Annotated in this window: 26 protein-coding genes and 1 tRNA gene; 23 read left to right on the top strand and 4 right to left on the bottom strand. The window is 36.2% G+C overall.

Annotated elements, in window-relative coordinates:
- Positions 1–113 precede the first annotated feature (113 nt).
- From LC457_RS17660 to mce, 3 genes are all read right to left on the bottom strand, one after another.
- Positions 114–1,271, bottom strand: coding sequence for a site-specific integrase (locus tag LC457_RS17660; protein ID WP_223601059.1), 1,158 nt, complete (start codon positions 1,269–1,271; stop codon positions 114–116).
- A gap of 360 nt (positions 1,272–1,631) precedes the next feature.
- Positions 1,632–1,705 (bottom strand) — tRNA-Ile (locus LC457_RS17655).
- Positions 1,706–1,767: 62 nt separating this feature from the next.
- On the bottom strand, positions 1,768–2,166 hold the full coding sequence (mce, locus tag LC457_RS17650; protein WP_223601058.1) for a methylmalonyl-CoA epimerase: 399 nt from the start codon (positions 2,164–2,166) through the stop codon (positions 1,768–1,770).
- Positions 2,167–2,259: 93 nt separating this feature from the next.
- Between mce and rbfA the strand changes: the two genes are divergently transcribed.
- From rbfA to LC457_RS17605, 9 genes are all read left to right on the top strand, one after another.
- On the top strand, positions 2,260–2,619 hold the full coding sequence (rbfA, locus tag LC457_RS17645) for a 30S ribosome-binding factor RbfA (protein WP_047377769.1): 360 nt from the start codon (positions 2,260–2,262) through the stop codon (positions 2,617–2,619).
- A gap of 3 nt (positions 2,620–2,622) precedes the next feature.
- The gene (locus LC457_RS17640) at positions 2,623–3,828 is read left to right on the top strand and encodes an ABC transporter permease (RefSeq protein ID WP_223601057.1); all 1,206 of its coding nucleotides are present in this window, start codon (positions 2,623–2,625) and stop codon (positions 3,826–3,828) included.
- Between the two features lie 80 nt (positions 3,829–3,908).
- Positions 3,909–5,699, top strand: coding sequence for an endonuclease (locus tag LC457_RS17635; protein WP_223601056.1), 1,791 nt, complete (start codon positions 3,909–3,911; stop codon positions 5,697–5,699).
- A gap of 61 nt (positions 5,700–5,760) precedes the next feature.
- Entirely contained in the window at positions 5,761–6,498 is a 738-nt protein-coding gene (locus LC457_RS17630) for a shikimate dehydrogenase (RefSeq protein WP_223601055.1), read from the top strand.
- Positions 6,499–6,572: 74 nt separating this feature from the next.
- Entirely contained in the window at positions 6,573–8,375 is a 1,803-nt protein-coding gene (locus LC457_RS17625) for a DUF349 domain-containing protein (RefSeq protein WP_223601054.1), read from the top strand.
- A 63-nt stretch (positions 8,376–8,438) separates the two neighbouring features.
- Positions 8,439–9,464, top strand: a complete 1,026-nt coding sequence (ribD, locus tag LC457_RS17620; protein WP_223601053.1) for a bifunctional diaminohydroxyphosphoribosylaminopyrimidine deaminase/5-amino-6-(5-phosphoribosylamino)uracil reductase RibD — start codon at positions 8,439–8,441, stop codon at positions 9,462–9,464.
- A gap of 61 nt (positions 9,465–9,525) precedes the next feature.
- On the top strand, positions 9,526–9,690 hold the full coding sequence (locus LC457_RS17615; protein WP_167510754.1) for a hypothetical protein: 165 nt from the start codon (positions 9,526–9,528) through the stop codon (positions 9,688–9,690).
- Between the two features lie 23 nt (positions 9,691–9,713).
- Entirely contained in the window at positions 9,714–9,896 is a 183-nt protein-coding gene (locus tag LC457_RS17610) for a hypothetical protein (RefSeq protein ID WP_223601052.1), read from the top strand.
- Positions 9,897–10,012: 116 nt separating this feature from the next.
- Complete coding sequence (locus LC457_RS17605) at positions 10,013–10,618, top strand: YigZ family protein (protein ID WP_223601051.1); 606 nt, start codon at positions 10,013–10,015, stop codon at positions 10,616–10,618.
- Here LC457_RS17605 and LC457_RS17600 read toward each other — a convergent pair.
- On the bottom strand, positions 10,615–11,325 hold the full coding sequence (locus LC457_RS17600; RefSeq protein ID WP_213278088.1) for a zinc metallopeptidase: 711 nt from the start codon (positions 11,323–11,325) through the stop codon (positions 10,615–10,617). The two genes, LC457_RS17605 and LC457_RS17600, sit on opposite strands and share 4 nt — an antisense overlap.
- 105 nt (positions 11,326–11,430) lie before the next feature.
- Here LC457_RS17600 and LC457_RS17595 point away from each other — a divergent pair, with 105 nt between their 5' ends.
- From LC457_RS17595 to nuoK, 14 genes are all read left to right on the top strand, one after another.
- Positions 11,431–12,561: a GNAT family N-acetyltransferase gene (locus LC457_RS17595; RefSeq protein ID WP_223601050.1), complete on the top strand. Its 1,131-nt coding sequence runs from the start codon at positions 11,431–11,433 to the stop codon at positions 12,559–12,561.
- 434 nt (positions 12,562–12,995) lie between these two features.
- Positions 12,996–14,042 carry a T9SS type A sorting domain-containing protein gene (locus LC457_RS17590; RefSeq protein WP_223601049.1) on the top strand — a complete coding sequence of 349 codons (1,047 nt, stop codon included), beginning with the start codon at positions 12,996–12,998 and terminating at the stop codon, positions 14,040–14,042.
- A gap of 115 nt (positions 14,043–14,157) precedes the next feature.
- Entirely contained in the window at positions 14,158–14,529 is a 372-nt protein-coding gene (locus LC457_RS17585; protein ID WP_047377762.1) for an NADH-quinone oxidoreductase subunit A, read from the top strand.
- A 70-nt stretch (positions 14,530–14,599) separates the two neighbouring features.
- Complete coding sequence (locus tag LC457_RS17580) at positions 14,600–15,160, top strand: NADH-quinone oxidoreductase subunit B (protein WP_002983540.1); 561 nt, start codon at positions 14,600–14,602, stop codon at positions 15,158–15,160.
- Between the two features lie 6 nt (positions 15,161–15,166).
- Positions 15,167–15,661 carry an NADH-quinone oxidoreductase subunit C gene (locus LC457_RS17575; RefSeq protein ID WP_047424001.1) on the top strand — a complete coding sequence of 165 codons (495 nt, stop codon included), beginning with the start codon at positions 15,167–15,169 and terminating at the stop codon, positions 15,659–15,661.
- A gap of 68 nt (positions 15,662–15,729) precedes the next feature.
- Entirely contained in the window at positions 15,730–16,953 is a 1,224-nt protein-coding gene (locus tag LC457_RS17570) for an NADH-quinone oxidoreductase subunit D (RefSeq protein WP_223601048.1), read from the top strand.
- 121 nt (positions 16,954–17,074) lie between these two features.
- Entirely contained in the window at positions 17,075–17,584 is a 510-nt protein-coding gene (nuoE, locus tag LC457_RS17565; protein ID WP_076553058.1) for an NAD(P)H-dependent oxidoreductase subunit E, read from the top strand.
- Positions 17,585–17,686: 102 nt separating this feature from the next.
- Positions 17,687–19,045 carry an NADH-quinone oxidoreductase subunit NuoF gene (gene nuoF, locus LC457_RS17560; protein WP_047423995.1) on the top strand — a complete coding sequence of 453 codons (1,359 nt, stop codon included), beginning with the start codon at positions 17,687–17,689 and terminating at the stop codon, positions 19,043–19,045.
- A 5-nt stretch (positions 19,046–19,050) separates the two neighbouring features.
- Positions 19,051–19,962 (top strand): hypothetical protein, encoded by a 912-nt coding sequence (locus LC457_RS17555; protein ID WP_223601047.1) that lies wholly within the window; start codon positions 19,051–19,053, stop codon positions 19,960–19,962.
- Between the two features lie 41 nt (positions 19,963–20,003).
- Complete coding sequence (locus LC457_RS17550) at positions 20,004–21,002, top strand: 2Fe-2S iron-sulfur cluster-binding protein (protein WP_223601046.1); 999 nt, start codon at positions 20,004–20,006, stop codon at positions 21,000–21,002.
- Between the two features lie 89 nt (positions 21,003–21,091).
- Positions 21,092–22,156, top strand: coding sequence for an NADH-quinone oxidoreductase subunit NuoH (nuoH, locus tag LC457_RS17545; protein WP_213278082.1), 1,065 nt, complete (start codon positions 21,092–21,094; stop codon positions 22,154–22,156).
- Between the two features lie 151 nt (positions 22,157–22,307).
- Positions 22,308–22,865 carry an NADH-quinone oxidoreductase subunit I gene (locus tag LC457_RS17540; RefSeq protein ID WP_040996950.1) on the top strand — a complete coding sequence of 186 codons (558 nt, stop codon included), beginning with the start codon at positions 22,308–22,310 and terminating at the stop codon, positions 22,863–22,865.
- Positions 22,865–23,362, top strand: a complete 498-nt coding sequence (locus tag LC457_RS17535; protein WP_047423983.1) for an NADH-quinone oxidoreductase subunit J — start codon at positions 22,865–22,867, stop codon at positions 23,360–23,362. Before LC457_RS17540 ends, LC457_RS17535 begins: the two co-directional genes overlap by 1 nt.
- 4 nt (positions 23,363–23,366) lie before the next feature.
- The gene (gene nuoK / locus LC457_RS17530) at positions 23,367–23,696 is read left to right on the top strand and encodes an NADH-quinone oxidoreductase subunit NuoK (RefSeq protein WP_002983557.1); all 330 of its coding nucleotides are present in this window, start codon (positions 23,367–23,369) and stop codon (positions 23,694–23,696) included.
- The last annotated feature ends 1 nt before the right edge of the window (position 23,697 follow it).

The raw sequence follows: 23,697 nt of genomic DNA, 5'->3' as shown, positions 1-23,697 counted from the left end.
ATGACACGGGCGTAAGCCTATCGAATTTGGTTATCTAAGAAGTTTAGCGGTTTTCTTGTACCAATACGATAGCTTACGCTTTTATATTAATTATATTTTTATCTTCTACGAAATTACGATTTTTTACCGTAACTAAAGTTTTTCATAGCATCTCTAAGTATGGAAAAGTTAGAATTCGTATAAATTAAAGTGTTTGAAATATTTTTATGACCTAATAATTTACTAACTAAAGGTAAAGGAATATTGTACGAATTCACTAAGCTACTCCCAAACGTATGTCTAGCGAGATGAAAATGAACTCTTTTATTAATCTTAGCTAAATCAGCCAAATCCTTTAATTTATTATTAACAGTCTGATTAGTAATACTGGGGAAAATCTTCTCATCTTTCTTTTTACCGATTATATATTTACATAAGACCTTTTTAGCTTGTGCGCTAAAAGGAATTTTTAAAATATCATCCGTTTTCTTTTGAACGATTGAAATTACCGAATTATTTAAATCAACATTTTTAACTAATAATTGATCACAATCACTAAATCTCAATCCAGTATAACAAGAGAATAGAAACATATCTTTTGTTAATTTATACTTTTTAATTTGTTCTTCATCCAATTCTAGATTTCTTAAACGTACCACCTCTTCCTCGTGTAAAAACTCATCATTCACTTTTGGACCTTTAAACTTAAAGTTATTATACGGAGAAAAACTAATTTTCTGCATTAAGTAGATTTGATTAATAATAGATTTCAGACATTTGTGCATATTGTAAACAGCACCACCTTCTTTCAGTTCCAACTTTTTCAAATATGAGTCAAAGCCTTTCACAAAATTATAGTCAATATCTGAAGTATAAATATTCGACTTATAACTTTTAAGTCTTTTTCTTAACAACAAATACTTATAAGCCGTAGCTTCTTTAAGCCCTTTAGCTTCAACAATTTCATCAAAAAGTTGATAGAAATCATTGTCACTTTTTCCTTTGAAATACCGATCAATTAAATCAAACGTAATAGATACTCCTCCAGCTTCTTTTAAGCTACAATGCGCTTCTAAGTCTGATTTTATTTTATTCAACTTAACATTTAAACTTTTAAATCCTTTACCAATAGCTTTGGAGTTTTTATCATCCCAAAACTTAGGATCAATAGATTCTTTTAAACCTATCTTCTTTGAACGAGAATTAATGATGATTTGTAAAATCAGTGGATTTTCTCCTTTAGCATTTTGTTTATCAGTTCTTCTGACAATTTTAATTGAATAGTTATTCATAACGAAAATATTTGTTTGTTTATATTCTCAATAACTATAGTAGAGAATTTGAAGAGGAAAAAATCAGCTAATTTAGGTATAATATTTTAAATATAAAAATACAAATAACTGATAACCAATATTTTATATTATACTATTAATTTCTCATTCTAAATTTACCTTAGGTCATATCGTACCAGAATTAGGTAATAAAGGTTTTTTTCGAAAAACTGCTGTTTAATCTACGGGGGAAACAAGAGGGGAAAGTTATTTTGGGAACGATGACTATTTTTGTCTATAAATAGCAACTATAAAAACATAAAAAAACCCCTATTTTAGGGGTTTTTAAAATTTTCGAAGAATTGTCTATCTTCAAAACCGTGGTCCCACCTGGGCTCGAACCAGGGACCACCTGATTATGAGTCAGGTGCTCTAACCAACTGAGCTATAGGACCTCAAAACTTGGTTAAATTTTGTGTTTGCAAAAATAGTAAAATTTCTTTCACTACAAAATTTTTTATTGCTTTTCTTGGCAAAGTTCTACCAGCACGCCGTTTGTAGACTTCGGATGAAGGAATACAACTAATTTATTATCAGCACCTTCTTTCGGTTCTTCGGAGATAAACTGAAATCCTTCTTTTTTCAGTCTTTTCACTTCTTCCATAATATTTTCAACGCCAAATGCCAGATGATGGATGCCTTCACCCTTTTTATCGATGAATTTTGAGATCGGACTGTCAGGATTACTTGCTTCCAGCAGCTCAATTTTACTTTCTCCCGTTTCATAGAAAGAAGTTACAACCCCTTCCCTTTCTACTGATTCTTTTTTATAGGATTCTTTTCCCAATAATCTGGCAAAAAGCTCGTCAGAAACTCCTAAAGACTTTATGGCAATACCAATATGTTCTAGCTTCATAAATACTAATAAATATAATTAAATCGTAAATTTGATACTCCTGTTGAATTTCAAAGTATCAATTCAAACAAAAGTACTAAATTTGCAGAAATTATGGAAAGTAACAGACAAAGAAAAGTAGCACAGATTATTCAGGAAGACTTCGCAGAGCTTTTCCGCAAACAGGCTGCAGAAAGCAAACAGAGTATTTTAGTATCTGTTTCAGATGTAAAAGTAACTGCTGACTTAGGAATTGCTAAGATTTATTTAAGCATTTTCCCACAGGAATTCCGTACCGCTGTGATGAAGGAGATTGAAGAAAACAAACCTCAATACAGAAACTTCATCGGACAAAAAATGTCAAAACAGGTACGTATCATTCCACAGCTTAACTTCTACCTTGACACCGCTCTGGATGATGTTGAAAAACTGGAAAGAGAATTAAGAGGCGAAGGCGACAATCCTGTTTTATAAATCTTGAAGAATATTGCATTTTACATAGCATCCAGATACCTTTTGGCTAAAAAAGGGAGTACTGCTGTTACGTTTATTACGTGGCTGTCTGTGGGTGCCATGACGGTTGCTGTGGCTGCAATGTTCGTCATTATTTCTGTTTTTTCAGGCCTTGAAGACCTGAATAAAGACCTTATTTCTAATCTTCATGCAGACCTTACTGTAAAAAGCATTTCCGGAAAAACCATTAAAAATCTGGATACCGTCAATAAAGTATTAAGCAGTCATAAAGAAATCAACAATTTCTCCCGTGTTATTGAAGAAAAAGTATACATCAGCTTCAACGGGAAAGGAGATATTGCCTATTTAAGAGGCGTTGATTCTGCTTATATCAAAGTAAACCCTATCAATAAAGATGTTTTCTACGGAACGTATCCAAGCTTCAAATATTCCAATGAAGTATTGATGGAAAACAGTCTGGATAACAGACTTTCAATTCCTGTAGATTCTTCCAACCATTATGCGACAGTCTTTATGCCCAAACCGGGAACAGGGATTATCAATAAAGAAGAAGACATTTATAATAAAAGAGATATATCGGTAACCGGTGTTTTCCCTGGAAAAGATCAGCTGGACAATTATATTATCTCTCCTATTGAGCTTACGGAAGAATTACTTAATCTTCCAAAAAAATCTGCTTATCAGATTGTTATTAAACTAAAAAATCCAGAAAATGCAGATGCTGTAAAACAAAGCCTGCTTTCTTCTCTAGGGAAAAATATTGAGATTAAAACTAAAGAAGAAGAAAATGCCGCTTTCTGGAAAATGATCAATACTGAAAAGCTTTTCATCTACCTGATTTTTGCACTGGTTATCTTCATTACCACCTTTAATCTTGCAGGAGCGATCATTATCCTTCAGCTTGATAAAAAGGAACAGGCAAAATCACTTATTTCACTGGGTTTTCCTTTAAGCCATTTGAGATTAACCTATTTCTACACCGGCCTTCTTATTGTTATTTCCGGGGTAATTACCGGATTGATTCTTGGAACTGCACTTTGCTACTTCCAGCTTTACACAGAATTTTTCAGAGCCAATGAAGTGCTGCCATTCCCGGTAAAAATTGTAGGAAAAAATTATCTTATCGTAGCGCTTACAGCTTCTCTGTTTGGAATCACCATTTCATGGTTTTTCTCAAAAATCAGCAAGGAATATATTACTAAGAAGTAATATCCTAAGTTTATACATTACATTAAGTTAATATACTTCGGTTTCATTTTTTCGTACCTTTACGCCCCAATTTTAAATAAATGAAACAACTTTTATCTTTTTTTCTTTTAAGCGTAACATTTATAGGCGCTTTGGCACAGGCTCCGGCAGGATATTACAATCAATCGCCAACCTTAACAGGTGCTGCTCTTAAAACAGCTCTTAAAAACATTATCAGCAATGGACATGTCGACCATGGCTATGGCGGTTTATGGACAGGCTATGCTACTACTGACCGTGATTATTTTTATGAAAACGACGGAACCATTCTGGATATTTATTCTGAAAATCCAAATGGACCGGATGACTATAATTTCATCCTGGGAACCAATCAATGTGGATCTAATGGTTATGCTAATGAAGGCGATTGTTACAACAGAGAACACGTAATTCCTCAGAGTTTATTCAACAGTGCATCTCCTATGGTAGCTGATATTCATTTTATTCGTGCTACTGATGGAAAAGTAAACGGAATGAGATCCAACTACCCTTTCGGAGTTGTTGGAGCTACTTCTTTCATCTCTAAAAACGGATCAAAATTAGGAACATCTGTATCACCAGGATACTCAGGTACTGTATTTGAGCCCATTGACGCTTTCAAAGGAGATATTGCCAGAATGTTCTTTTATTTTGTAACGAGATACGAAGGCCAACTGCCTAATTTCACTACCGGCGATATGCTTGGAAACACAGCTTTCCCTGGACTACAGCCTTGGGCGCTTAATCAATACCTAGCATGGAATATAATGGATCCTGTATCTCCGGAAGAAATTGCAAGAAACAATGCTTCTTATACTTACCAGGGAAACAGAAACCCTTTCATTGATCATCCTGAATATGTTGCTCAAATCTGGGGATCTCCGGTAATCGATAACCAGGCACCTACAGCAGCAACCAATGTTGTTGCCAACAACCCTACTTCAAACTCTGTCGCTGTAAGCTGGACTGCCGCTACAGATAATGTAGGAGTAACTTCTTATCAGGTTTATGCTAACGGTACTTTAAAAGCTAATGTTTCCGGCACAACAACCTCTACTATTGTATCTGGATTAGCTCCACTTACTCAATATACTTTCTATGTAATTGCTAAAGATGCTTTCGGAAACTCTTCTCCACAAAGTACAACCGCTACAGCAACTACTCTTGACACTCCAGCAGGAGGCGGAAGCTGTGGTACTGAAGATTTTGAAATGATCACCGGTGCAGCAAATACTTATCTGACAGCAAACTGGACAAACAACGGAATTTCATGGACTGCTACAGACGCAAGAGTTGACCAGACCATCAACAATAAAGCGATCACAATCAGAAATGGTTCTTTAACGAGTTCAACACTTTCAAGTGGAATCCAGAATTTAACTTTAACAACACAGTTAAAATTCTCCGGAAACGCGGGATATTTCAATGTTTTTGTAAACGATGTTAATGTAGGAACTATTCCTTACAGTAATGTTGTCACTACAACTACCATTAACAATATAAACGTAAGTGGAAATGTTGTTATTAAGCTGACAAATTCTTCGACCTCCAACAGAGTTGCTCTGGATGACCTTAGCTGGGCATGTTTCGGTACATTAGGAACTGCTGAAACTCAAAAAGACAAATCAGAATTCATGATCTACCCTAACCCGGTAAGAAACAATGAATTATTTGTAAAAGGAGAAAACCTTAGCAAAATTTCAAAAGCTGATATCTATGACCTTTCAGGAAAATTAATTGAAACGATCGCTAATCCTTTCAAACATTCAAATAAAATCAACCTTAAAGGTACTGTAAAAGGAACTTACATCCTGAAAACAGATAATTTCTCTACTAAATTTATCGTAGATTAATTATTAAAAAATATTTCAAACCAAGGCCGGATTTATCCGGTCTTTTTTTTACATTTGATCTATGGATTCCAATAAAAAATTAGGATTGATAGGAAAAAACATTTCTTATTCTTTTTCTAAAAAATTCTTCGAAAACAAGTTCCAAAAGCTCATGCTAAAGAACTTCTCCTATGATATTTTTGATCTGAACGAAATCAATGAAGTGGAAAACCTTTTTGCTTCTCCGGACCTTTTAGGATTCAATGTTACCATTCCCTACAAAGAAAAAATCATTGATTATCTTGATGAATTAAGCGATGAAGCAGAGAAAATAGGTGCCGTAAACTGTGTTCTTATCCAGGATGGCAAAAAAACAGGCTACAATACAGATGCTTACGGATTTGAAAAGACCCTTCTTTTACACAAAACCCCTTCTCAGGACAAAGCACTGATCTTAGGAAACGGCGGCGCTGCAAAAGCTGTAAAATATGCTTTAGATAAACATAATATCCCTTCAATAACCGTTTCCAGAAGTACGGAAATCAATTTTGAAAATCTTGATAAAGAAACCGTTGCAGAACATAAAATAATCATTCAGTGTACACCGGTAGGTACTTTCCCGAATGTAAAAGACTGTCTGAACTTTCCTTTTGACGGACTTTCTCCTGAGCACCTGATCATCGATCTTATTTACAATCCCAACTACACTCAATTCATCATCAATGCCTCTGAAAAAGGAGCAAAGACAGTGAACGGATATTATATGCTTGAACAGCAAGCAGAAAAAGCTTGGGAAATTTGGAATTTTCAAAAAAAATAACATAAATTAGTGCTTTAATTGGCCTTAAAGCTATATTTAAAGGATATAAACGCCACTCACATAAAAGATTTGCTATGACTACAGAAAACAATCTTTCTGAAAACGAAGAAAAGAACAATCCTAACGAAGTATCTCAGGACCCATCAGAAAACACGGTTTCTCATGATGCAAACCGACATGAAGATGATGCAGAACACCTGGAAGAACATGAAGAGGTAGAAATTTCCCTGACTGATGCTTTAAAGGAAATGGAAAAAATCATCAACACTCCCAATGCCGGTGAGAATTTCAAAAGATTCAACCTGCTGAAGGAAAAAGCAAGTCACTATATACATGATGAAGTGGAGGATAAAAAGCATGAATATGTAGAAGCCGGAAATCCTGCTGAAAATTTTAGCTACGAGCATCCTTCTCAAACTAAATATTCTGCACTAGTCAATATTTTCAAGGAAAAACATGACAGCTTCCAGAAAGGACAGGAAGAAGAGCAGAAGAAAAACCTTGAACACCGTCAAAACATTATTGAAAGACTTAAAAATTTATATACAAGTTCTGAACCCGGAATCAATCTTTTTAGATCCATCCGTGAAATTAAAGAAGACTGGTCAAAAGCCGGACAGGTTGCAAAATCTGAATTCAAAATTCTTAATAACAACTATTTCCACCACCTGAACCAATTTTATCAGATGCTGGATCTGAATAAAGAATTTCTGGAACAGGAATACAGCCACAACCTTGAAAAGAGAGAGCATATCATTGCACGTGCTAAGGAACTGGAAAACGAACCGGTAATCCAAAAGGCTTTAAACGAACTTCAGTATCTTCATAAACTTTGGAAAGAAGAAGCTGAGCCTGTTGCAGAGGAATTCCGTGAAAAAACATGGGAAGAATTCAAAGAAATTTCCAACAAAATTCACGAGAGAAAATCTGAGCTTTCCGCTTCTATTGAAAAAGAACAGACTGTAAATCTTGAAAAGAAAAACGAGATCATTGCTGAAATAAAGAAACTTTCTGAACCATCAGAAACTCCGAATCACAACTACTGGCAAAATGCTATCAAAAGAGTTGAAGATCTTCGTTCTGAATTCTTAAAAACCGGAAGTGTTCCAAGAAAATTATCCAACCAAAACTGGAATGATTTCAAAACAACACTCAGAGGTTTTAATACAACGAAAAATAATTATTACAAATCGTTAAAAGGTTCACAACAAGCGAATCTTGAAGAGAAATTAAAACTGATCCAGACCGCGCAGGATAATATGAACAATGAAGAATGGGATATTTCAGTTCCATTATTCAAAAAACTGCAGGAAGACTGGAAAAAAGTAGGCCACGTTCCAAAGAGCATGACCAACAAGATCTGGGATGAATTTCGTGATGCGTGTAATGCGTTCTTCAACAACTACAGAGAGAAAAGCAATACTTCTACTGATAACTGGAAAGAAAACTATAAAAACAAGAAAGCGCTTCTTGATGAGTTGAAGCTGGTTTCAAATGAAGAAGGCAGTATCGAAAGAATTGAGCAGATCAAAACATCATGGAACAACATCGGCAAAGTTCCGAGAGATAAAATTTCAATCAACTCTGAATTCAACAAAACATTAAGAGAGAAGTTGAAAATAAACAAAATCAACGAACTTGAACTGAAAGAAGAAGGTCTGTCTGAAAACCAACTTACTGACAAAGCAAGAAAGATCAAAAACCAGATTTCTGATCTTGAAGCTGAAATTGTAAAACTGGAAAACAACCTTTCTTTCTTCAACAAACCATCAAGAGAAAATCCTCTTTTAAGAGACACTTACAACACCATTGATGAGAAAAAAGCTCATCTGGAAACATTAAAGCAGAATCTCCACAGCATTATCAGCGGAGATTAACAGATAACAAATTAAATAAAGGCGGAGCAAAGCAATTTGTCTTCGCTTTTTCTTTTTATCAATATGAACAACGACGAACTATATATCAAAAGATGTATCGAGCTGGCTCAGAAAGCTCTTGGCAAAACCTATCCCAACCCTCTTGTTGGAAGTGTGATTGTACACAACGGGGAAATCATTGGTGAAGGCTACCATCATAAAGCTGGAGAAAACCATGCTGAAATCAACGCCATCAATTCCGTTAAAAATAAAGACCTTATTCCGGAATCCACGATCTATGTTTCTCTGGAACCCTGTGCGCACTTTGGAAAAACACCACCTTGTGCTTTAAAGATTAAAGAATTAGGATTTAAAAAAGTCATTATTGGCGCTATGGATTCCCATGATAAAGTCAATGGCAAAGGAAAGAAAATCATCCAGAATGCGGGAATTGAAGCTGTTTCTGGAATTCTTGAAAAAGAATGTACTGAACTCAACAAAAGGTTTTTCACTTACCATGAAAAGAAAAGACCTTATATTATTTTAAAATGGGCAGAATCCGGTGATGGCTTTTTGGATAAAGACTTTAAACCAACTGCTGTTTCCAACACTCTCGTGAATCAGTTTGTTCATCAGTTAAGAGCTGATGAGCATGCTATTTTAGTAGGAACCCAAACTGCTTTAAATGACAACCCAAGTCTTACCGTAAGAAATGCAGAAGGAACAAACCCGGTCAGAATTCTGATCGATTTCGATTTAAAAGTTCCTTCCGGTTACAACATTTACAATAATGAAGCAAAGACATTGGTTTTAAATGCTGTAAAAGAAAGCACCGAAGGATCTGTTCAATTCATTAAAATCAACAAGGATAATTTCCTTCCTGAACTTATGGAAGCATTGTATAAAGAACAGATACAGTCTGTGATTATTGAAGGAGGTCGTTTTACACTCCAACAGTTTATCAATGCTAACCTTTGGGACGAAGCCATTGTCATTAAAAATGAAAATCTGAGGCTGGAAAACGGAACAAAAGCACCGGAATTCAACCATACAGCAACCAAAATTGAAAATTTCAGAGATAATACAGTTTCTTTCTTCAGGCTAAAATAAAAACACTTTATCACCACTGAATGAAATAATTTCTTTACATTAGTTTTACAAAAAAATTACTATGAAAAATTTAAAGAAAGTTTCAAGACAGAGTTTAAAGAAAGTAAACGGAGGAAACGCTCCTGAATGCTGCTCATTTTATCCACCTTCATTACAGCACTGCTGCGCAACGCCTTCAAGTATGAGCTGCCCACCACCTTGGGTAGATGGAACATTCCCATGTTAATATTATTAATAAAATATATTATCATGAAAAATTTGAAAAAGGTATCCAGAACCCATATGAAAATCATCAAAGGTGGTGTTTTTGTAACATGTATACTACCTACCGGGCAACCTACAAGATGTAGAGATCAATGTCCTCAGGATTTTTGCGGCCCTACAAGCTATATGTGTCTGATCCCAATGGATCTGTGCGGAGATGTAATGTAAGTATAATTTTACATAAAAAATAGATAAGCCGTCAAATTCTGACGGCTTAATTTGTGATCATGATGCAGAATACTAAAGCATTTAATATTTTTGCATAATTAAAGCCGGAATTCACAATGACGTTTGAATACAAAACCATAGAAAAACCCATAGAAAATACTCTTTTAAAGGAAAAAGGGAGCAAGTTTATCGGATTTGCTTTCCCGGTAACCAATGAAAGAGAACTAAAGAGTGCACTGGAAAAAATAAGGGAAGAACATCCGAAAGCTACCCATCACTGTTATGCCTTCAGAATGGGATTAAATGGTGAAAACTATCGTGCGAATGATGATGGGGAACCTTCCGGAAGTGCGGGATTACCTATTTACAACCAGCTGTTGGCAAATGAAGTCACCAATATTCTTGTGATTGTAGTCCGTTATTATGGAGGAACCAAACTAGGGGTTTCAGGGTTGGTAAAAACTTATAAAGAATCTGCAAAGATCACATTGGAAGAAGCGCAGATCATTACCCGTGAACTGGAAACAGAGATAGAGATTCAGTTTAATTTTAATCAGCAGAATACAATATTCACCCTGCTATCAAAATTTGATGCCAAGGTTTTGAATTTTGATGCTAATGAAAACTGTATCCTTACAGCCTCGCTGAAGCTTGCACAAAAAGAAAACATCTCGGAAAAACTCTCCGAGATGCAATATGTTTCATTTGAATTTAATGATTAATCCCTTCTTCCACCAAGAAGTAATGATCCCCAGTAAAGAAGTTGTGCCAGAGATCCTAAGGCTGCCACCACATAAGTTCTTGCAGCCCATTTCAGACTGTCCTGTACACCTACAAATTCTTCTGCAGTTACAGTTCCTGTATCTTTAAGCCATTTCATAGCTCTGTTACTTGCATCATATTCCACCGGAAGTGTTACAAAAGCAAAAAGTGTTGTCACAGCAAACATGGCAACTCCAATGGCAAGAACTGTTGTGTTTCCATTAGGGTTCTCCATTGTTCTTGATGCAGCCATTACCGCGATACCAGCTATAAGGACAAATTGCATCAGATTAGAACTTATATTGACAATAGGTACCAGTTTTGAACGTAAATTCAACATAGAATATCCTACGGCATGCTGTACTGCGTGTCCGCATTCATGAGCTGCTACTGCAGCTGCGGCGGCATTTCTCTGCATGTAAACTCCTTCAGAAAGGTTTACTGTTTTATCTGCCGGATTATAGTGGTCCGTCAACTGCCCGGGAACTGATATTACCTGAACATCATTTATCCCGTTATCTCTCAACATTTTTTCCGCTACTTCTTTCCCCGAAAGGCCATTTCGAAGGTGTACATTGGAATAATATTCAAATTTTGATTTCAACCTGGAAGAAACCCACCAGCTCACCAGCATTGAAATACCAATTATGATATAATAACCCACCATTTTATATAGATTTTGTGTTTAATTTTTATCCATAATGATATAAAAACTGTGCCAAAGTATAAGATATTATTATTTATATTTGTCCTTAAATTACCATCAAAAGTTATGTCTAAGGTTTCAATTATTGAAGTAAAAACAGCCGTTCAACTCAAGCAATTCGTAAAATTCCCGATGGATCTGTACAAAAATAATCCGTACTATGTTCCATCCTTTATCAAAGACGAAATGAAAATCTGGGATGCTAATGAAAATCCAGCATTCCACTATTCCGAATCCAGGCAATTTCTGGCCTTAAAAGACAGCAAGGTAGTGGGAAGAATTGCAGTCATTATCAACCACAAGGAGGAAAAAGAATTAGACATAAAAAAAGTACGTTTTGGATGGATAGATTTCATTGATGATACTGAGGTTTCTAAAGCATTGATTCAGACTGCTATTGATTACGCCAAAGAACATAACATCAATAAGATTGAAGGGCCTATGGGATTCACCAATCTCGACAAAGCCGGTATGCTGACAATGGGATTTGATAAACTGGCAACAATGATTGGAATTTACAATCATGCCTATTATCCTAAACATCTTGAAAATCTTGGACTAACCAAAGAAAAAGAATGGGTAGAATATGAGATGAATTTCCCAAAAGTACTTCCTGAAAAAGTAGAAAAATTCAGTGGACTGATCGCTCAGAAATATAAGCTCAGCGTTCTTAAATTCAAATCAAAGGAAGAAATTCTCCCTTATGTAGAGCCTATGTTTAAACTGTTGGATGAAACCTATAAGCATCTTTCTACCTATACTCCAATTTCTGATGAACAGATCAAAACATACAAAGAAAAATATTTCCCATTCATTGATAAAAATTATGTAATCTGCGTTGTAGATGAAAATCAGCAGCTGGTTTCTTTCGCCATTACGATGCCATCTTATTCTAAAGCTTTACAAAAATCAAAAGGAAAATTATTTCCTTTCGGATGGTGGCATTTCTTACAGGCCGGCAAAAAAAATGACAGAGCCAATTTTTACCTTATCGGGATTCATCCTGAATACCAAAGACGCGGTGTAACGGCTATTATCTTCAAAGAAATTTTCGTCCGGTTTACGAGTATGGGAATCAATTTCGCAGAAACTAATCCTGAACTTGAAGAAAATAAAAGTGTGCAGCTCTTATGGCAGGATTACAATCCGGTGAATCATAAGAGAAGAAGAACCTATTCAATGGAAGTGAATAAGTAATACTGTATTTGTAAAAATAATGTACAATATAAAAAGCGCATTATAGGGTGCAGGAATAAGAAAGAATAAATAAAATCCAGATAATTTATAATCTAAACGAATTTTAAATCTTCATCCCTGCATCCCAGAAAACAATTGCAAACTCTCAGCTTTTATCTACTACCTAAGCCAGAAACTCCTAACTTTATCTTATGAAACCACAACTTATCATTTTCGCTATTTTAATCGTTGGATTTATCAGTTATAACTTATTTTTTCAATCACCAGATGACAAGACAAATACGGTGATTAATATTGCTTTTGCCAGTATTCTTTTTGGGTACATCTCTTTTATAGCTTATACACTTTTGAAAAAAATAAAAAAATAAAAATATTAAACCATAATCAGATTCTATGAAATAAATATATATTTACTCCTGCTAATAACCACCATCATGAACAAAATATTACTATTCTTCGGAGTATTCCTTATTCCGGCATCAATATATTCCCAGGAATTTTACGTCAATACCTTTTCGGTAAGTAATTATATCAACTTTATCAATAATGTATACAGATTTGACATTTCCGGTACTTCAGAAGTTGTTGAATCATTCTGTACTCCTAATGTTATAGCCAATGAAATCTATACAGATATTGCCATTGACAGCAATAACAATATGTACTATCTTACCGGTTCAGGCTTATTGTACAGAAAAAAGAATACAGATTCCAGTTGTGAATTTCTAGGTGATTTTACTACAGGTAATACTACAGCAAATTCATTAGTAGCCGATTCCGGAAACTATCTTTATGCCGCAGGAAATAATCCTAATGCATTATACAAATATGATATGAATACCGGGATTTTCACAGAGATTGGCAATCTGTCTGATGGGCAAACTCCTTCGGGAGATCTGTTTTTCTATGAAGGCAGACTTTTTCTAACCATCACCGGCGGTATTGTTGAGATCAATATGGAAAATCCTTCACAGAGCTGTCCTTTTATGGCAATCAATACACAGTATCCATACGCCGCTTTTTCTATTGATTACGGAACATATTCAAAAGCATACCTTATAACATATGAAAACAATAAATCTACCCTGTCTGAAATTGATATGATCAACAAACAGATAGGAGCTCCAATACGTACCTACAACCATCTTATCTACGGTGCTGCAGCCCGTTACACTTTGACATCCACCAATTCCACCTGTACTCTTACACCATTGAGTACCAAGGAAAACCTTTCACAAAAAACATATTTTAATGTAGGCAATCCTGCTACCCATAAAATTTTTTACAAGACCAATATTGCAAGCAATCAAATCATCTCAATCCAGCTGTTTGACAACTCCGGAAGGCTTATCAGAAATTTCTCCGATCAAAACAATATGGGAACTCTGGACATCTCAAATATCCCTGATGGTGTATATCTTTTGACAGTTGCTACAAAAAACGGGGAAAAACACACTAAAAAAATAATCACAAAGAGCTAATTTTTATTGATTCTAAATTACCGATTTAACTCATTTTCATCAGACTTTTAAGCTGATTAATTTCATGCTTTCTTGTTTATTCGCTAAATTTGCAAATTGAGATAATAATGCAAAAATGAATTTACCTGAAAGTTATATTCCAATCCTTATCCAGGCTGGTGTAGCAGTAGGATTTGTAGCTGTTTCTTTGCTTGGGGCACATTTCTTGGGGCCACAGCAGAAAAAAGGAAACTCTGTAAAAAACCAAAGCTGGGAATGCGGGATTCCTGTAGAAGGGAATGCGAGAACGCCGTTTTCTATCAAGTACTTCCTGACTGCGGTATTGTTCGTACTATTCGATATTGAAATCGTATTCTTTTATCCTTATGCAGTAAACTTTAGAGAATTCGGCATGGAAGGATTCCTTGCTGTACTTACGTTCGTTGCGATATTCTTCGTAGCGTTTTTCTACGTTTGGAAACGCGGTGCGCTGGATTGGGATAAATAAATTTTAACATTAAAAGATTGAATAATTTAATTATTAAATGCTTTAATCTTTAAATACTTAACAAAAGAAAATGTCAGATAAAAAACCAGTAATAAGAACAGATGCACCTGCTCCCGAAGGATATGAAGGAGAAGGGTTTTTCGCAACAAAACTGAGCAGTGTAATCGGGATGGCAAGAAAGTTTTCACTTTGGCCGTTACCATTTGCTACCTCTTGTTGTGGTATTGAGTTTATGGCTACCCTAAACCCAACGTATGATGCTTCAAGATTTGGTATGGAAAGAAACTCTTTCTCTCCAAGACAAGCAGATATGCTGATGGTTTGCGGAACTATATCAAAGAAATTAGGACCAGTCCTAAAAGAAGTTTACACTCAGATGGCTGAGCCGAAATGGGTAGTAGCAGTTGGAGCTTGTGCTTCCAGCGGTGGTATTTTTGATACGTATTCTGTACTTCAGGGAATTGATAAAATTATTCCGGTAGACGTTTATGTTCCTGGATGTCCTCCAAGACCAGAACAAATCATTGAAGGAGTAATGCAGGTACAGGCTCTTGCAGAAAGCGAAAGCATCAGAAGAAGAGACATGCCTGAATACCAGAAATTATTAGATTCTTACAACATAAGCAACTAAACGGAAATGACAAACGAATTTGTATTAGAAGCAATCACAAGAGAATTTCCGGAATCTGTCATTTCAAGTTCAGAACCTTATGGAATGCTGACCATTGAAGTGAAGAAAGAAGATATTAAGAAGATCATTCACTACCTTAAAGATTCATCTTTGGAATTTAATTTCCTTACGGATATCTGTGGTATTCATTACCCTGAATTCCCTGAAAAAGAAATAGGTGTTGTCTACCATTTGCATAATATGATGGCCAATTTCAGATTACGTCTGAAAATATTCATGTCCAGAGAAAATATTGAAGTAGATTCTCTTACTGAGCTTTATGCCGGAGCGAACTGGATGGAAAGAGAAACGTATGATTTCTATGGGATTAAATTTAAAGGACACCCGGATCTCAGACCTATTTTGAATATGGAAGATCTTGGATACCACCCAATGTTGAAAGAATATCGCCTTGAAGACGGTACCAGAACCGATAAGGACGATAATATGTTCGGAAGATAAAAAATATAAATGATTACTGATGGTTGATTCATTATCAATTATCCTTTATCAATTATCAATTATATATTATGAAAGATAACTCATTATCTAATATACTAAACCAGTACGAAAGTAAGGAACAGATTGACGGACAATTATATACCCTCAATTTAGGACCTACCCACCCTGCTACTCACGGGATTTTCCAGAATATCTTAACGATGGACGGAGAGAGAATTCTTCACGCTGAACAAACGGTAGGATATATCCACAGAGCATTTGAGAAAATTTCTGAAAGAAGAAACTACTCTCAGATCACTACCCTTACGGACCGTATGAATTACTGTTCTGCACCGATCAACAATTTAGGTTGGCACATGACAGTAGAGAAACTGATTGGCGTTAAAGTTCCAAAACGTGTAGACTATATGCGTGTTATCTTAATGGAGCTGGCAAGAATCGGTGACCACCTGATCTGTAACGGGGTAACCGGAATGGACTCAGGAGCGATTACAGGTCTTACTTATATGTTCATCGAAAGAGAACGTATTTATGATATGTATGAGCAGATCTGTGGAGCCAGAATGACAACCAATATGGGAAGAATCGGAGGTTTTGAAAGAGATTTCACTCCAAAATTCCATGAGTTACTAAAGGATTTCTTAAAAACTTTCCCACCAAGATTCAAAGAATTCTGTACACTATTAGAAAGAAACAGAATTTTTATGGACAGAACCATCGGTACAGGAGCTATTTCTGCTGAAAGAGCATTAAGCTACGGTTTCACAGGTCCCAACTTACGTGCAGCAGGAGTAGATTATGATGTAAGAGTTGCACAACCTTATTCTTCTTATGAAGATTTCGACTTTATTATTCCTGTAGGAACTTCTGGTGACACTTATGACCGTTTCATGGTTCGTCAACAGGAAATCTGGGAATCTCTAAAAATTATCAATCAAGCATACGACAATCTTCCTGAAGGACCATTCCACGCGGATGTTCCTGATTTCTATCTTCCTGAAAAGGCAGATGTATATCAGAAAATGGAAGCATTGATCTACCATTTCAAAATTGTAATGGGAGAAACTGATGTACCGAAAGGAGAAGTTTACCACGCTGTAGAAGGTGGAAACGGAGAATTAGGGTTCTATCTTGTGAGTGACGGAGGAAGAAGCCCTTACAGACTTCACTTCAGAAGACCATGTTTCATCTACTATCAGGCGTATCCTGAAATGATTACAGGTTCTGTAATTTCAGATGCCATTGTAACGATGTGTAGTATGAATATTATTGCGGGAGAATTAGACGCATAATTAGAATTTAGAAAATAGATGAAAGATAAAAGACTTTCATCACCCAATATAAATTGAATTTAGGACACGAATTTCAGAGTCTATTCTCTCTTTTTCTATGTTCTTTAATCTTAGATAAAAAATGAGCGAAACAATAGCTTTTAAACCGGAAAGTTTAGCACAGGTACATAAAATTATCGCAAGATATCCTGAAGGAAGACAGAAATCTGCTCTTCTTCCTGTACTTCACTTAGCACAGAAAGAATTCGGAGGATGGTTAGATGTTCCTGTAATGGATTATGTTGCCGGACTATTAAGTATCCAACCGATTGAAGTATATGAGGTAGCTACTTTCTATACCATGTTTAATATGAAGCCGGTAGGTAAATATGTTTTGGAAGTTTGCAGAACAGGGCCTTGTATGGTTTGTGGAAGCGAAAAAATCCTTGACCATATCAGAACCAAACTGAATATTAAGGATGGAGAAACTACTGAAGACGGTATGTTTACTTTAAAGCCTGCTGAATGTCTTGGAGCATGCGGATACGCACCAATGCTTCAGTTAGGAAAATTCTTTCATGAAAATTTAACAATAGAAAAAGTAGACGAAATCCTTGAGCTTTGCAGACAGGGACAACTTGCTTTAGACTAATAGAAATTTTAAACTCTAAATTTTAGATTTTAAATTATTCACTTAACGTTTAATCATAATTAATGCAAGAAGCCAAAAGCCAATTGCAATAAGCAAATAACAATGAGTAAAAAACTTTTACTTAAAGACGCACATATAGAAGGTATTCGCTACTTTGAAACGTACCGTAAACAGGGAGGTTATACAGCAGCTGAAAAAGCCTTGAAGATGACTCCTGACGAAATTCTTGAAGAAGTAAAAGCTTCAGGACTGAGAGGACGTGGTGGAGCTGGATTCCCAACAGGAATGAAATGGAGCTTTTTGGCAAAGCCAGAAGGCGTTCCAAGACACCTTGTTGTCAATGCGGATGAATCTGAGCCCGGAACTTTCAAGGACAGATATTTAATGGAGTTCCTTCCTCATGTATTGATCGAGGGAATGTTGATCTCATCTTACTGTTTAGGTTCTAATGTTTCTTATATCTACATCCGTGGAGAATATTCATGGATTCCGGATATTCTTGAAGAAGCTATTGAAGAAGCCAAAGCAGCAGGATTTTTAGGTAAAAACATCCTGGGAACAGGTTTCGATTGTGAAATTTATGTTCAGAGAGGTGGTGGAGCATACATCTGTGGTGAAGAAACCGCATTGCTTGAATCTCTTGAAGGAAAAAGAGGTAACCCAAGATTAAAACCACCATTCCCGGCTGTAAAAGGACTTTGGGAAAGACCAACGGTAGTAAATAACGTTGAATCTATTGCGGCGATTGTTCCAATTATTGATATTACAGGAGCTGAATATGCTAAAATCGGAGTAGGAAGATCTACAGGTACGAAATTAATTTCTGCTTGTGGAAACATCAACAAACCGGGTGTATATGAAATCGATATGACCATTACCGTAGAAGAATTCATCTATTCTGATGAATATTGCGGCGGTATTAAAGACGGAAAAAAATTAAAGGCTTGTATTCCTGGAGGAAGTTCTGTTCCTATTGTTCCAGCTAATCTATTGCTGAGAACAGTGAACGGAGAGCCAAGATATATGAACTATGAGTCATTGGCAGACGGTGGTTTTGCTACCGGAACAATGATGGGTTCAGGAGGTTTCATCGTTTTGGATGAAGACCAGTGTATTGTAGAACACACGATGACTTTAGCGAGATTCTACAATCACGAAAGCTGTGGACAATGTACTCCTTGCCGTGAAGGAACAGGATGGATGTACAAGATTTTGAAGAAAATCGAGAAAGGAGAAGGAAAGATGGAAGATATCGATCTACTTTGGGATATCCAGAGAAAAATCGAAGGAAACACGATTTGTCCATTGGGTGATGCAGCAGCCTGGCCCGTTGCAGCAGCAATCCGTCACTTCAGAGATGAATTTGAGTGGCACGTGAAAAACCCAGAGTTATCTCAGACACAAAACTATGGATTGGCACATTATGCAGATCCTATTCCGGCTGTTGAAAAGAATGCATAGGTAAAATGAAAAAATTATTGGTTGTCGGCTTAATGATGTCGAATTTTGTATTTGCACAGAATAAGAAAACAGATACTGCAAATTATAACAGATCCGTTGAAGAGGATTTGTCATATTTAGTGAGTGAGAAAGAGCAGATTAAAGCTGAGAAAAAGGAAAAACCTTTACCATTAAGCAAAAAAGGTCAGGTTTTCGTATTTTATGGATGGAACAGAGCGGCTTATAGCAATTCTGACATTCATTTTACCGGAAACGGATACGATTTTCAATTGAATAACGTAACTGCACAAGACCGACCTACAAAATTTGGAATTGTTTATTTTGATCCAAGCTGGTTTACTGTAACACAGTATAATTTCAGAATAGGATATTTTATTAAAGACAATTTAGCATTGGTACTTGGGATAGACCATATGAAATATGTAATGGATCAGAACCAGACGGTAGGTTTCAAAGGTCATATTTCAGATCCTGAATATGCAGCAATGGTTCAAAACGGGCAGGTTAATCTTGCAGATGAGAAGTTCCTTACTTTTGAACATACAGACGGACTTAACTATGAAAACTTAGGTCTTGAGAAATACAAAAATCTTGTTCATAAGAAAAATATAGATTTAGTATGGTCTTATGGAGCCGGAATCGGGTTCATGTTTCCTAAAAGTAATGTAAAACTTTTTGGAAATGAAAGAAGTGACCGTTTTCACGTTGCAGGTATGGGAACCGATATCAGATCCAGTCTTAACTTGGTTTTCTGGAAAAACTGGATGCTGAGATTAGAAGGAAAAGCAGGATATATCAATATGTGGGACATCAAAACCACGTTGAATAATAAGCCGGATAAAGCACGCCAGGATTTTGTTTTCGGACAGGTTCTGGGAGGAATTGGATATACATTTAATACTAAGAAATATAAATAACAAAGCCTATTGCTTAACGCATAAAGCTTAAAGCATATCATATGAGCGAAGAAGTTAAAAAATTCAAAATAACTATAGACGGACAGACTACTGAAGTGATGCCTGGTACTTCCATTCTGGAAGCAGCAAGACAAATCGGCGGAAAATCTGTACCTCCCGCTATGTGCTACTACAGCAAATTAGAGACCAGTGGAGGGAGATGTAGAACATGTCTTGTAGAAGTTTCTAAAGGATCTGAAGCAGATCCTCGTCCTATGCCGAAATTAGTAGCAAGCTGCAGAACTAACGTAATGGATGGGATGGAAGTAAAAAACCTTACTTCTGAGAAAGCTCAGGAAGGAAGAAAAGCGGTTACTGAATTCTTATTGGTGAATCACCCGCTGGACTGCCCTATCTGTGACCAGGCAGGAGAATGTCATCTTCAGGACTTAGGATATGAGCATGGTGTAGACAGTACAAGAACAGAATTCGAAAGAAATACTTACGAAGCTGATGATCTTGGACCGAACATCAAACTGAACATGAACCGTTGTATTCTTTGTGCAAGATGCGTATTGACAGCTAACCAGCTTACAGAAACAAGAGAACACGGTATTCTTTTCAGAGGAGATCACGCTGAAATTTCAACTTATTTAAATAAAGCTTTAGACAATGACTTTATCGGAAATGTTATCGACGTTTGTCCGGTAGGAGCATTAACAGACAGAACAGCTCGTTTTGCAAGCAGAGTATGGTTTACAAAACCAATGAACGCCTCTTGTAAATGTGATAAATGCTCAGGAAAAGCTGTAGTATGGATGAAAGGTGACGAAATCGTAAGAGTAACTGCAAGAAAAGACCAGTGGGGTGAAGTGGAAGAATTCATCTGCGATACATGCCGTTTTGAAAGAAAAGCATTATCAGACTGGAACATCGAAGGTCCTAGACACATCGACAGACACTCTGTAATTTCATTGAACCACTACGAAAAGCCTAAGGATGAGCTAAGAATTTTAGACAATCCTATGGCTAAAGAAATCAGTGAAAAAGACGAAAAATAATTAATAAGACATCAGATTTCAGATACCAGACTTCAGACAGCAAATTAAATCTGACATCTAGCATCTGACATCTTAATATCTAAATAAAAATGGATTTACTTACATTTAAACTTATACTTGTACTAGCACTTTTCCTGCTGTCGCTTACGATCGCAGCCTACTCTACCTGGGCAGAAAGAAAAGTAGCCTCTATCATGCAGGATAGAATTGGTCCCAACAGAGCCGGGCCTTTCGGATTGCTGCAGCCTCTTGCTGATGGTGGAAAGTTTTTCTTCAAAGAAGACTTTACGCCGGCCAATGCAGAAAAATTCCTGTTCGTATTAGGGCCTGCTTTGGTAATGTTTATTTCATTGATTACAGGAGCTGTTATTCCTTGGGGTAAAAGTTTAAATATTGCAGGTACTTCTTTTGATCTTCAGGTTGCTAACATTGATGTTGGTGTACTTTTCATCATCGGAATGGCTTCAATCGGGGTTTACGGAATTATGATCGGAGGTTGGGCTTCGAATAACAAATATTCATTACTAGGTGCTATCCGTGCTTCTTCTCAGATGATTTCTTACGAATTGGCAATGGGATTAGCACTTCTTTCTATCATTATGATGACAGGAAGTTTAGATTTAAAAGAAATTACAGAAAGCCAGACTACTGGAAAATTATGGGGAGTTATTCCTTGGGTTTCCGGTTTGAACTGGAATATTTTCTACCAGCCGATCGCTTTCCTTGTTTTCTTTGTAGCAGCTTTGGCTGAAACCAACAGACATCCGTTCGATTTACCTGAGTGTGAATCTGAATTGGTAACAGGATATTCTACAGAATATTCTTCAATGAAACTAGGTTTATATATGTTCGGGGAATACGTGAACATGTTTATTTCCAATGCTTTCATGGTAGTTCTTTTCTTCGGAGGATACAACTATCCTGGTATTGAATGGGTAACTCAGAACTGGGGTGAGAATACTGCAGGAATCTTGAGTATCGTAGCATTCTTAACGAAGACTGTCATCGGAATTCTGATCTTCATGTGGATCAGATGGACGCTTCCAAGATTCAGATATGACCAGTTAATGCACTTAGGATGGAAAACTTTAATCCCAATGGCATTGGTAAACCTATTAATTACAGGAGCTGTAATTTTAGCATTTGCAAACTAAGAAATTTGAAAATGAGTTGATTTGAAAATTTGATAATAAAATCAAAGCTTTATCTTTAGCCTATCATATTCAATCATCAATATTAAATAATTAAGATAACAGACAAGATTAGTCTAAAATCTGGTGTCTAACATCTAATATCTATAATTAAATGAAACTTACAAACAGATCAAAAGTTGTTTCCAATAAAGAAATGACCCTTGCTGAAAAAATCTACCTTCCTGCGATCTTTACAGGAATGGGGATTACATTTAAGCATGCTGTAAGAACCGTGATAAAAGGTGCTCCCGCAGTATATTCGTATCCGGAAGTACAGAAGCCAAGAACAACCATCTGGAGAGGCCAGCACGTTTTGAAAAGAGACGAGGAAGGCAGAGAAAGATGTACAGCTTGCGGACTTTGTGCGGTAGCTTGTCCTGCAGAAGCCATTACGATGACTGCTGCTGAAAGAACTAAAGAGGAAAAAGGTCTTTACAGAGAAGAAAAATATGCTTCAGTATATGAAATCAATATGCTGAGATGTATTTTCTGCGGTATGTGTGAAGAAGCTTGTCCTAAATCTGCCATCTATCTTACAGACAGATTGGTAGACGTAGAAACCAACAGAGGTTCTTTCATCTATGGAAAAGATAAATTAGTTGAAAAAATAAATGAAAGGATTGATATCACCACAAGACAATCCGAGAAACAAAAAAATGCGGTAAAATAATGGATCAGTTTTTATTTTTCTTGGTGGCGTTTTTAGCAGTGGCAAGTGCAGTGTATTTTGTATTTGCAAGAAATCCTCTCTATGCTATTTTGTCATTGATTGTTACGATGTTTTCAATTGCAGGTATGTACGTTCTTTTAAATGCACAGTTCCTTGCAATTATCCAGATTATAGTGTACGCAGGTGCCATCATGGTACTTTTCCTTTACATCCTGATGATGCTTAACCTTAATAAAGGAGACGAAAGTAAGAAGAACAATACTTTAAAGTTTGTTGGAGTTTTTACAGCAGGTCTTCTTTTAGTAGGAGTACTGGGAGTTTTCAGAGGCGTACAGGACAAACACATTGTGGTTGAAAATGTAGACAGAGGTATCGGTCTTACGAAAAATCTGGGTAGACTTTTGTTTAATGAATATGTTTTACCGTTTGAGCTTGCTTCCATCCTAATTCTGGCAGGTATTGTAGGCGCGGTATTAATCGGTAAAAAAGATTTATAAAATTATGGGAGAAGTAAATACATTTATACAAAGCATCCCTTTGGACTACTTCATCATTCTTTCATCAGTATTGTTCTGTCTGGGAGTAATGGGAGTATTGCTTAGAAAAAATGCTATTGTGATTCTGGGCTGTGTAGAGCTTATGCTGAATTCTGTAAACCTTTTATTGGCAGCTTTTTCAGCGTATAAAGGCAACGGCGATGGACAACTTTTAGTTTTCTTCATTATGGTAGTGGCTGCTGCTGAAGTAGCAGTAGGTCTGGCAATTATTGCTATGCTGTATAGAAATACCCGTTCTGTAGATGTGAGTATATTTAATAAATTAAGAGGATAAG

It is taken from the genome of Chryseobacterium sp. GVT01B, from assembly GCF_019970045.1.
GTDB lineage: Bacteria > Bacteroidota > Bacteroidia > Flavobacteriales > Weeksellaceae > Chryseobacterium.
The sequence above is the reverse complement of the archived record's forward strand: the minus strand, read 5'-3'. Positions and strand labels throughout refer to the sequence as shown.

Bases quoted from the DNA above. Each gene is read 5' to 3' on its own strand.
- LC457_RS17660 (WP_223601059.1), bottom strand. From the start codon at position 1,271: ATGAATAACTATTCAATTAAAATTGTCAGAAGAACTGATAAACAAAAT.
- mce (WP_223601058.1), bottom strand. From the start codon at position 2,166: ATGAAGCTAGAACATATTGGTATTGCCATAAAGTCTTTAGGAGTTTCT.
- rbfA (WP_047377769.1), top strand. From the start codon at position 2,260: ATGGAAAGTAACAGACAAAGAAAAGTAGCACAGATTATTCAGGAAGAC.
- LC457_RS17635 (WP_223601056.1), top strand. From the start codon at position 3,909: ATGAAACAACTTTTATCTTTTTTTCTTTTAAGCGTAACATTTATAGGC.
- LC457_RS17630 (WP_223601055.1), top strand. From the start codon at position 5,761: ATGGATTCCAATAAAAAATTAGGATTGATAGGAAAAAACATTTCTTAT.
- LC457_RS17625 (WP_223601054.1), top strand. From the start codon at position 6,573: ATGACTACAGAAAACAATCTTTCTGAAAACGAAGAAAAGAACAATCCT.
- ribD (WP_223601053.1), top strand. From the start codon at position 8,439: ATGAACAACGACGAACTATATATCAAAAGATGTATCGAGCTGGCTCAG.
- LC457_RS17615 (WP_167510754.1), top strand. From the start codon at position 9,526: ATGAAAAATTTAAAGAAAGTTTCAAGACAGAGTTTAAAGAAAGTAAAC.
- LC457_RS17610 (WP_223601052.1), top strand. From the start codon at position 9,714: ATGAAAAATTTGAAAAAGGTATCCAGAACCCATATGAAAATCATCAAA.
- LC457_RS17605 (WP_223601051.1), top strand. From the start codon at position 10,013: ATGACGTTTGAATACAAAACCATAGAAAAACCCATAGAAAATACTCTT.
- LC457_RS17600 (WP_213278088.1), bottom strand. From the start codon at position 11,325: ATGGTGGGTTATTATATCATAATTGGTATTTCAATGCTGGTGAGCTGG.
- LC457_RS17595 (WP_223601050.1), top strand. From the start codon at position 11,431: ATGTCTAAGGTTTCAATTATTGAAGTAAAAACAGCCGTTCAACTCAAG.
- LC457_RS17590 (WP_223601049.1), top strand. From the start codon at position 12,996: ATGAACAAAATATTACTATTCTTCGGAGTATTCCTTATTCCGGCATCA.
- LC457_RS17585 (WP_047377762.1), top strand. From the start codon at position 14,158: ATGAATTTACCTGAAAGTTATATTCCAATCCTTATCCAGGCTGGTGTA.
- LC457_RS17580 (WP_002983540.1), top strand. From the start codon at position 14,600: ATGTCAGATAAAAAACCAGTAATAAGAACAGATGCACCTGCTCCCGAA.
- LC457_RS17575 (WP_047424001.1), top strand. From the start codon at position 15,167: ATGACAAACGAATTTGTATTAGAAGCAATCACAAGAGAATTTCCGGAA.
- LC457_RS17570 (WP_223601048.1), top strand. From the start codon at position 15,730: ATGAAAGATAACTCATTATCTAATATACTAAACCAGTACGAAAGTAAG.
- nuoE (WP_076553058.1), top strand. From the start codon at position 17,075: ATGAGCGAAACAATAGCTTTTAAACCGGAAAGTTTAGCACAGGTACAT.
- nuoF (WP_047423995.1), top strand. From the start codon at position 17,687: ATGAGTAAAAAACTTTTACTTAAAGACGCACATATAGAAGGTATTCGC.
- LC457_RS17555 (WP_223601047.1), top strand. From the start codon at position 19,051: ATGAAAAAATTATTGGTTGTCGGCTTAATGATGTCGAATTTTGTATTT.
- LC457_RS17550 (WP_223601046.1), top strand. From the start codon at position 20,004: ATGAGCGAAGAAGTTAAAAAATTCAAAATAACTATAGACGGACAGACT.
- nuoH (WP_213278082.1), top strand. From the start codon at position 21,092: ATGGATTTACTTACATTTAAACTTATACTTGTACTAGCACTTTTCCTG.
- LC457_RS17540 (WP_040996950.1), top strand. From the start codon at position 22,308: ATGAAACTTACAAACAGATCAAAAGTTGTTTCCAATAAAGAAATGACC.
- LC457_RS17535 (WP_047423983.1), top strand. From the start codon at position 22,865: ATGGATCAGTTTTTATTTTTCTTGGTGGCGTTTTTAGCAGTGGCAAGT.
- nuoK (WP_002983557.1), top strand. From the start codon at position 23,367: ATGGGAGAAGTAAATACATTTATACAAAGCATCCCTTTGGACTACTTC.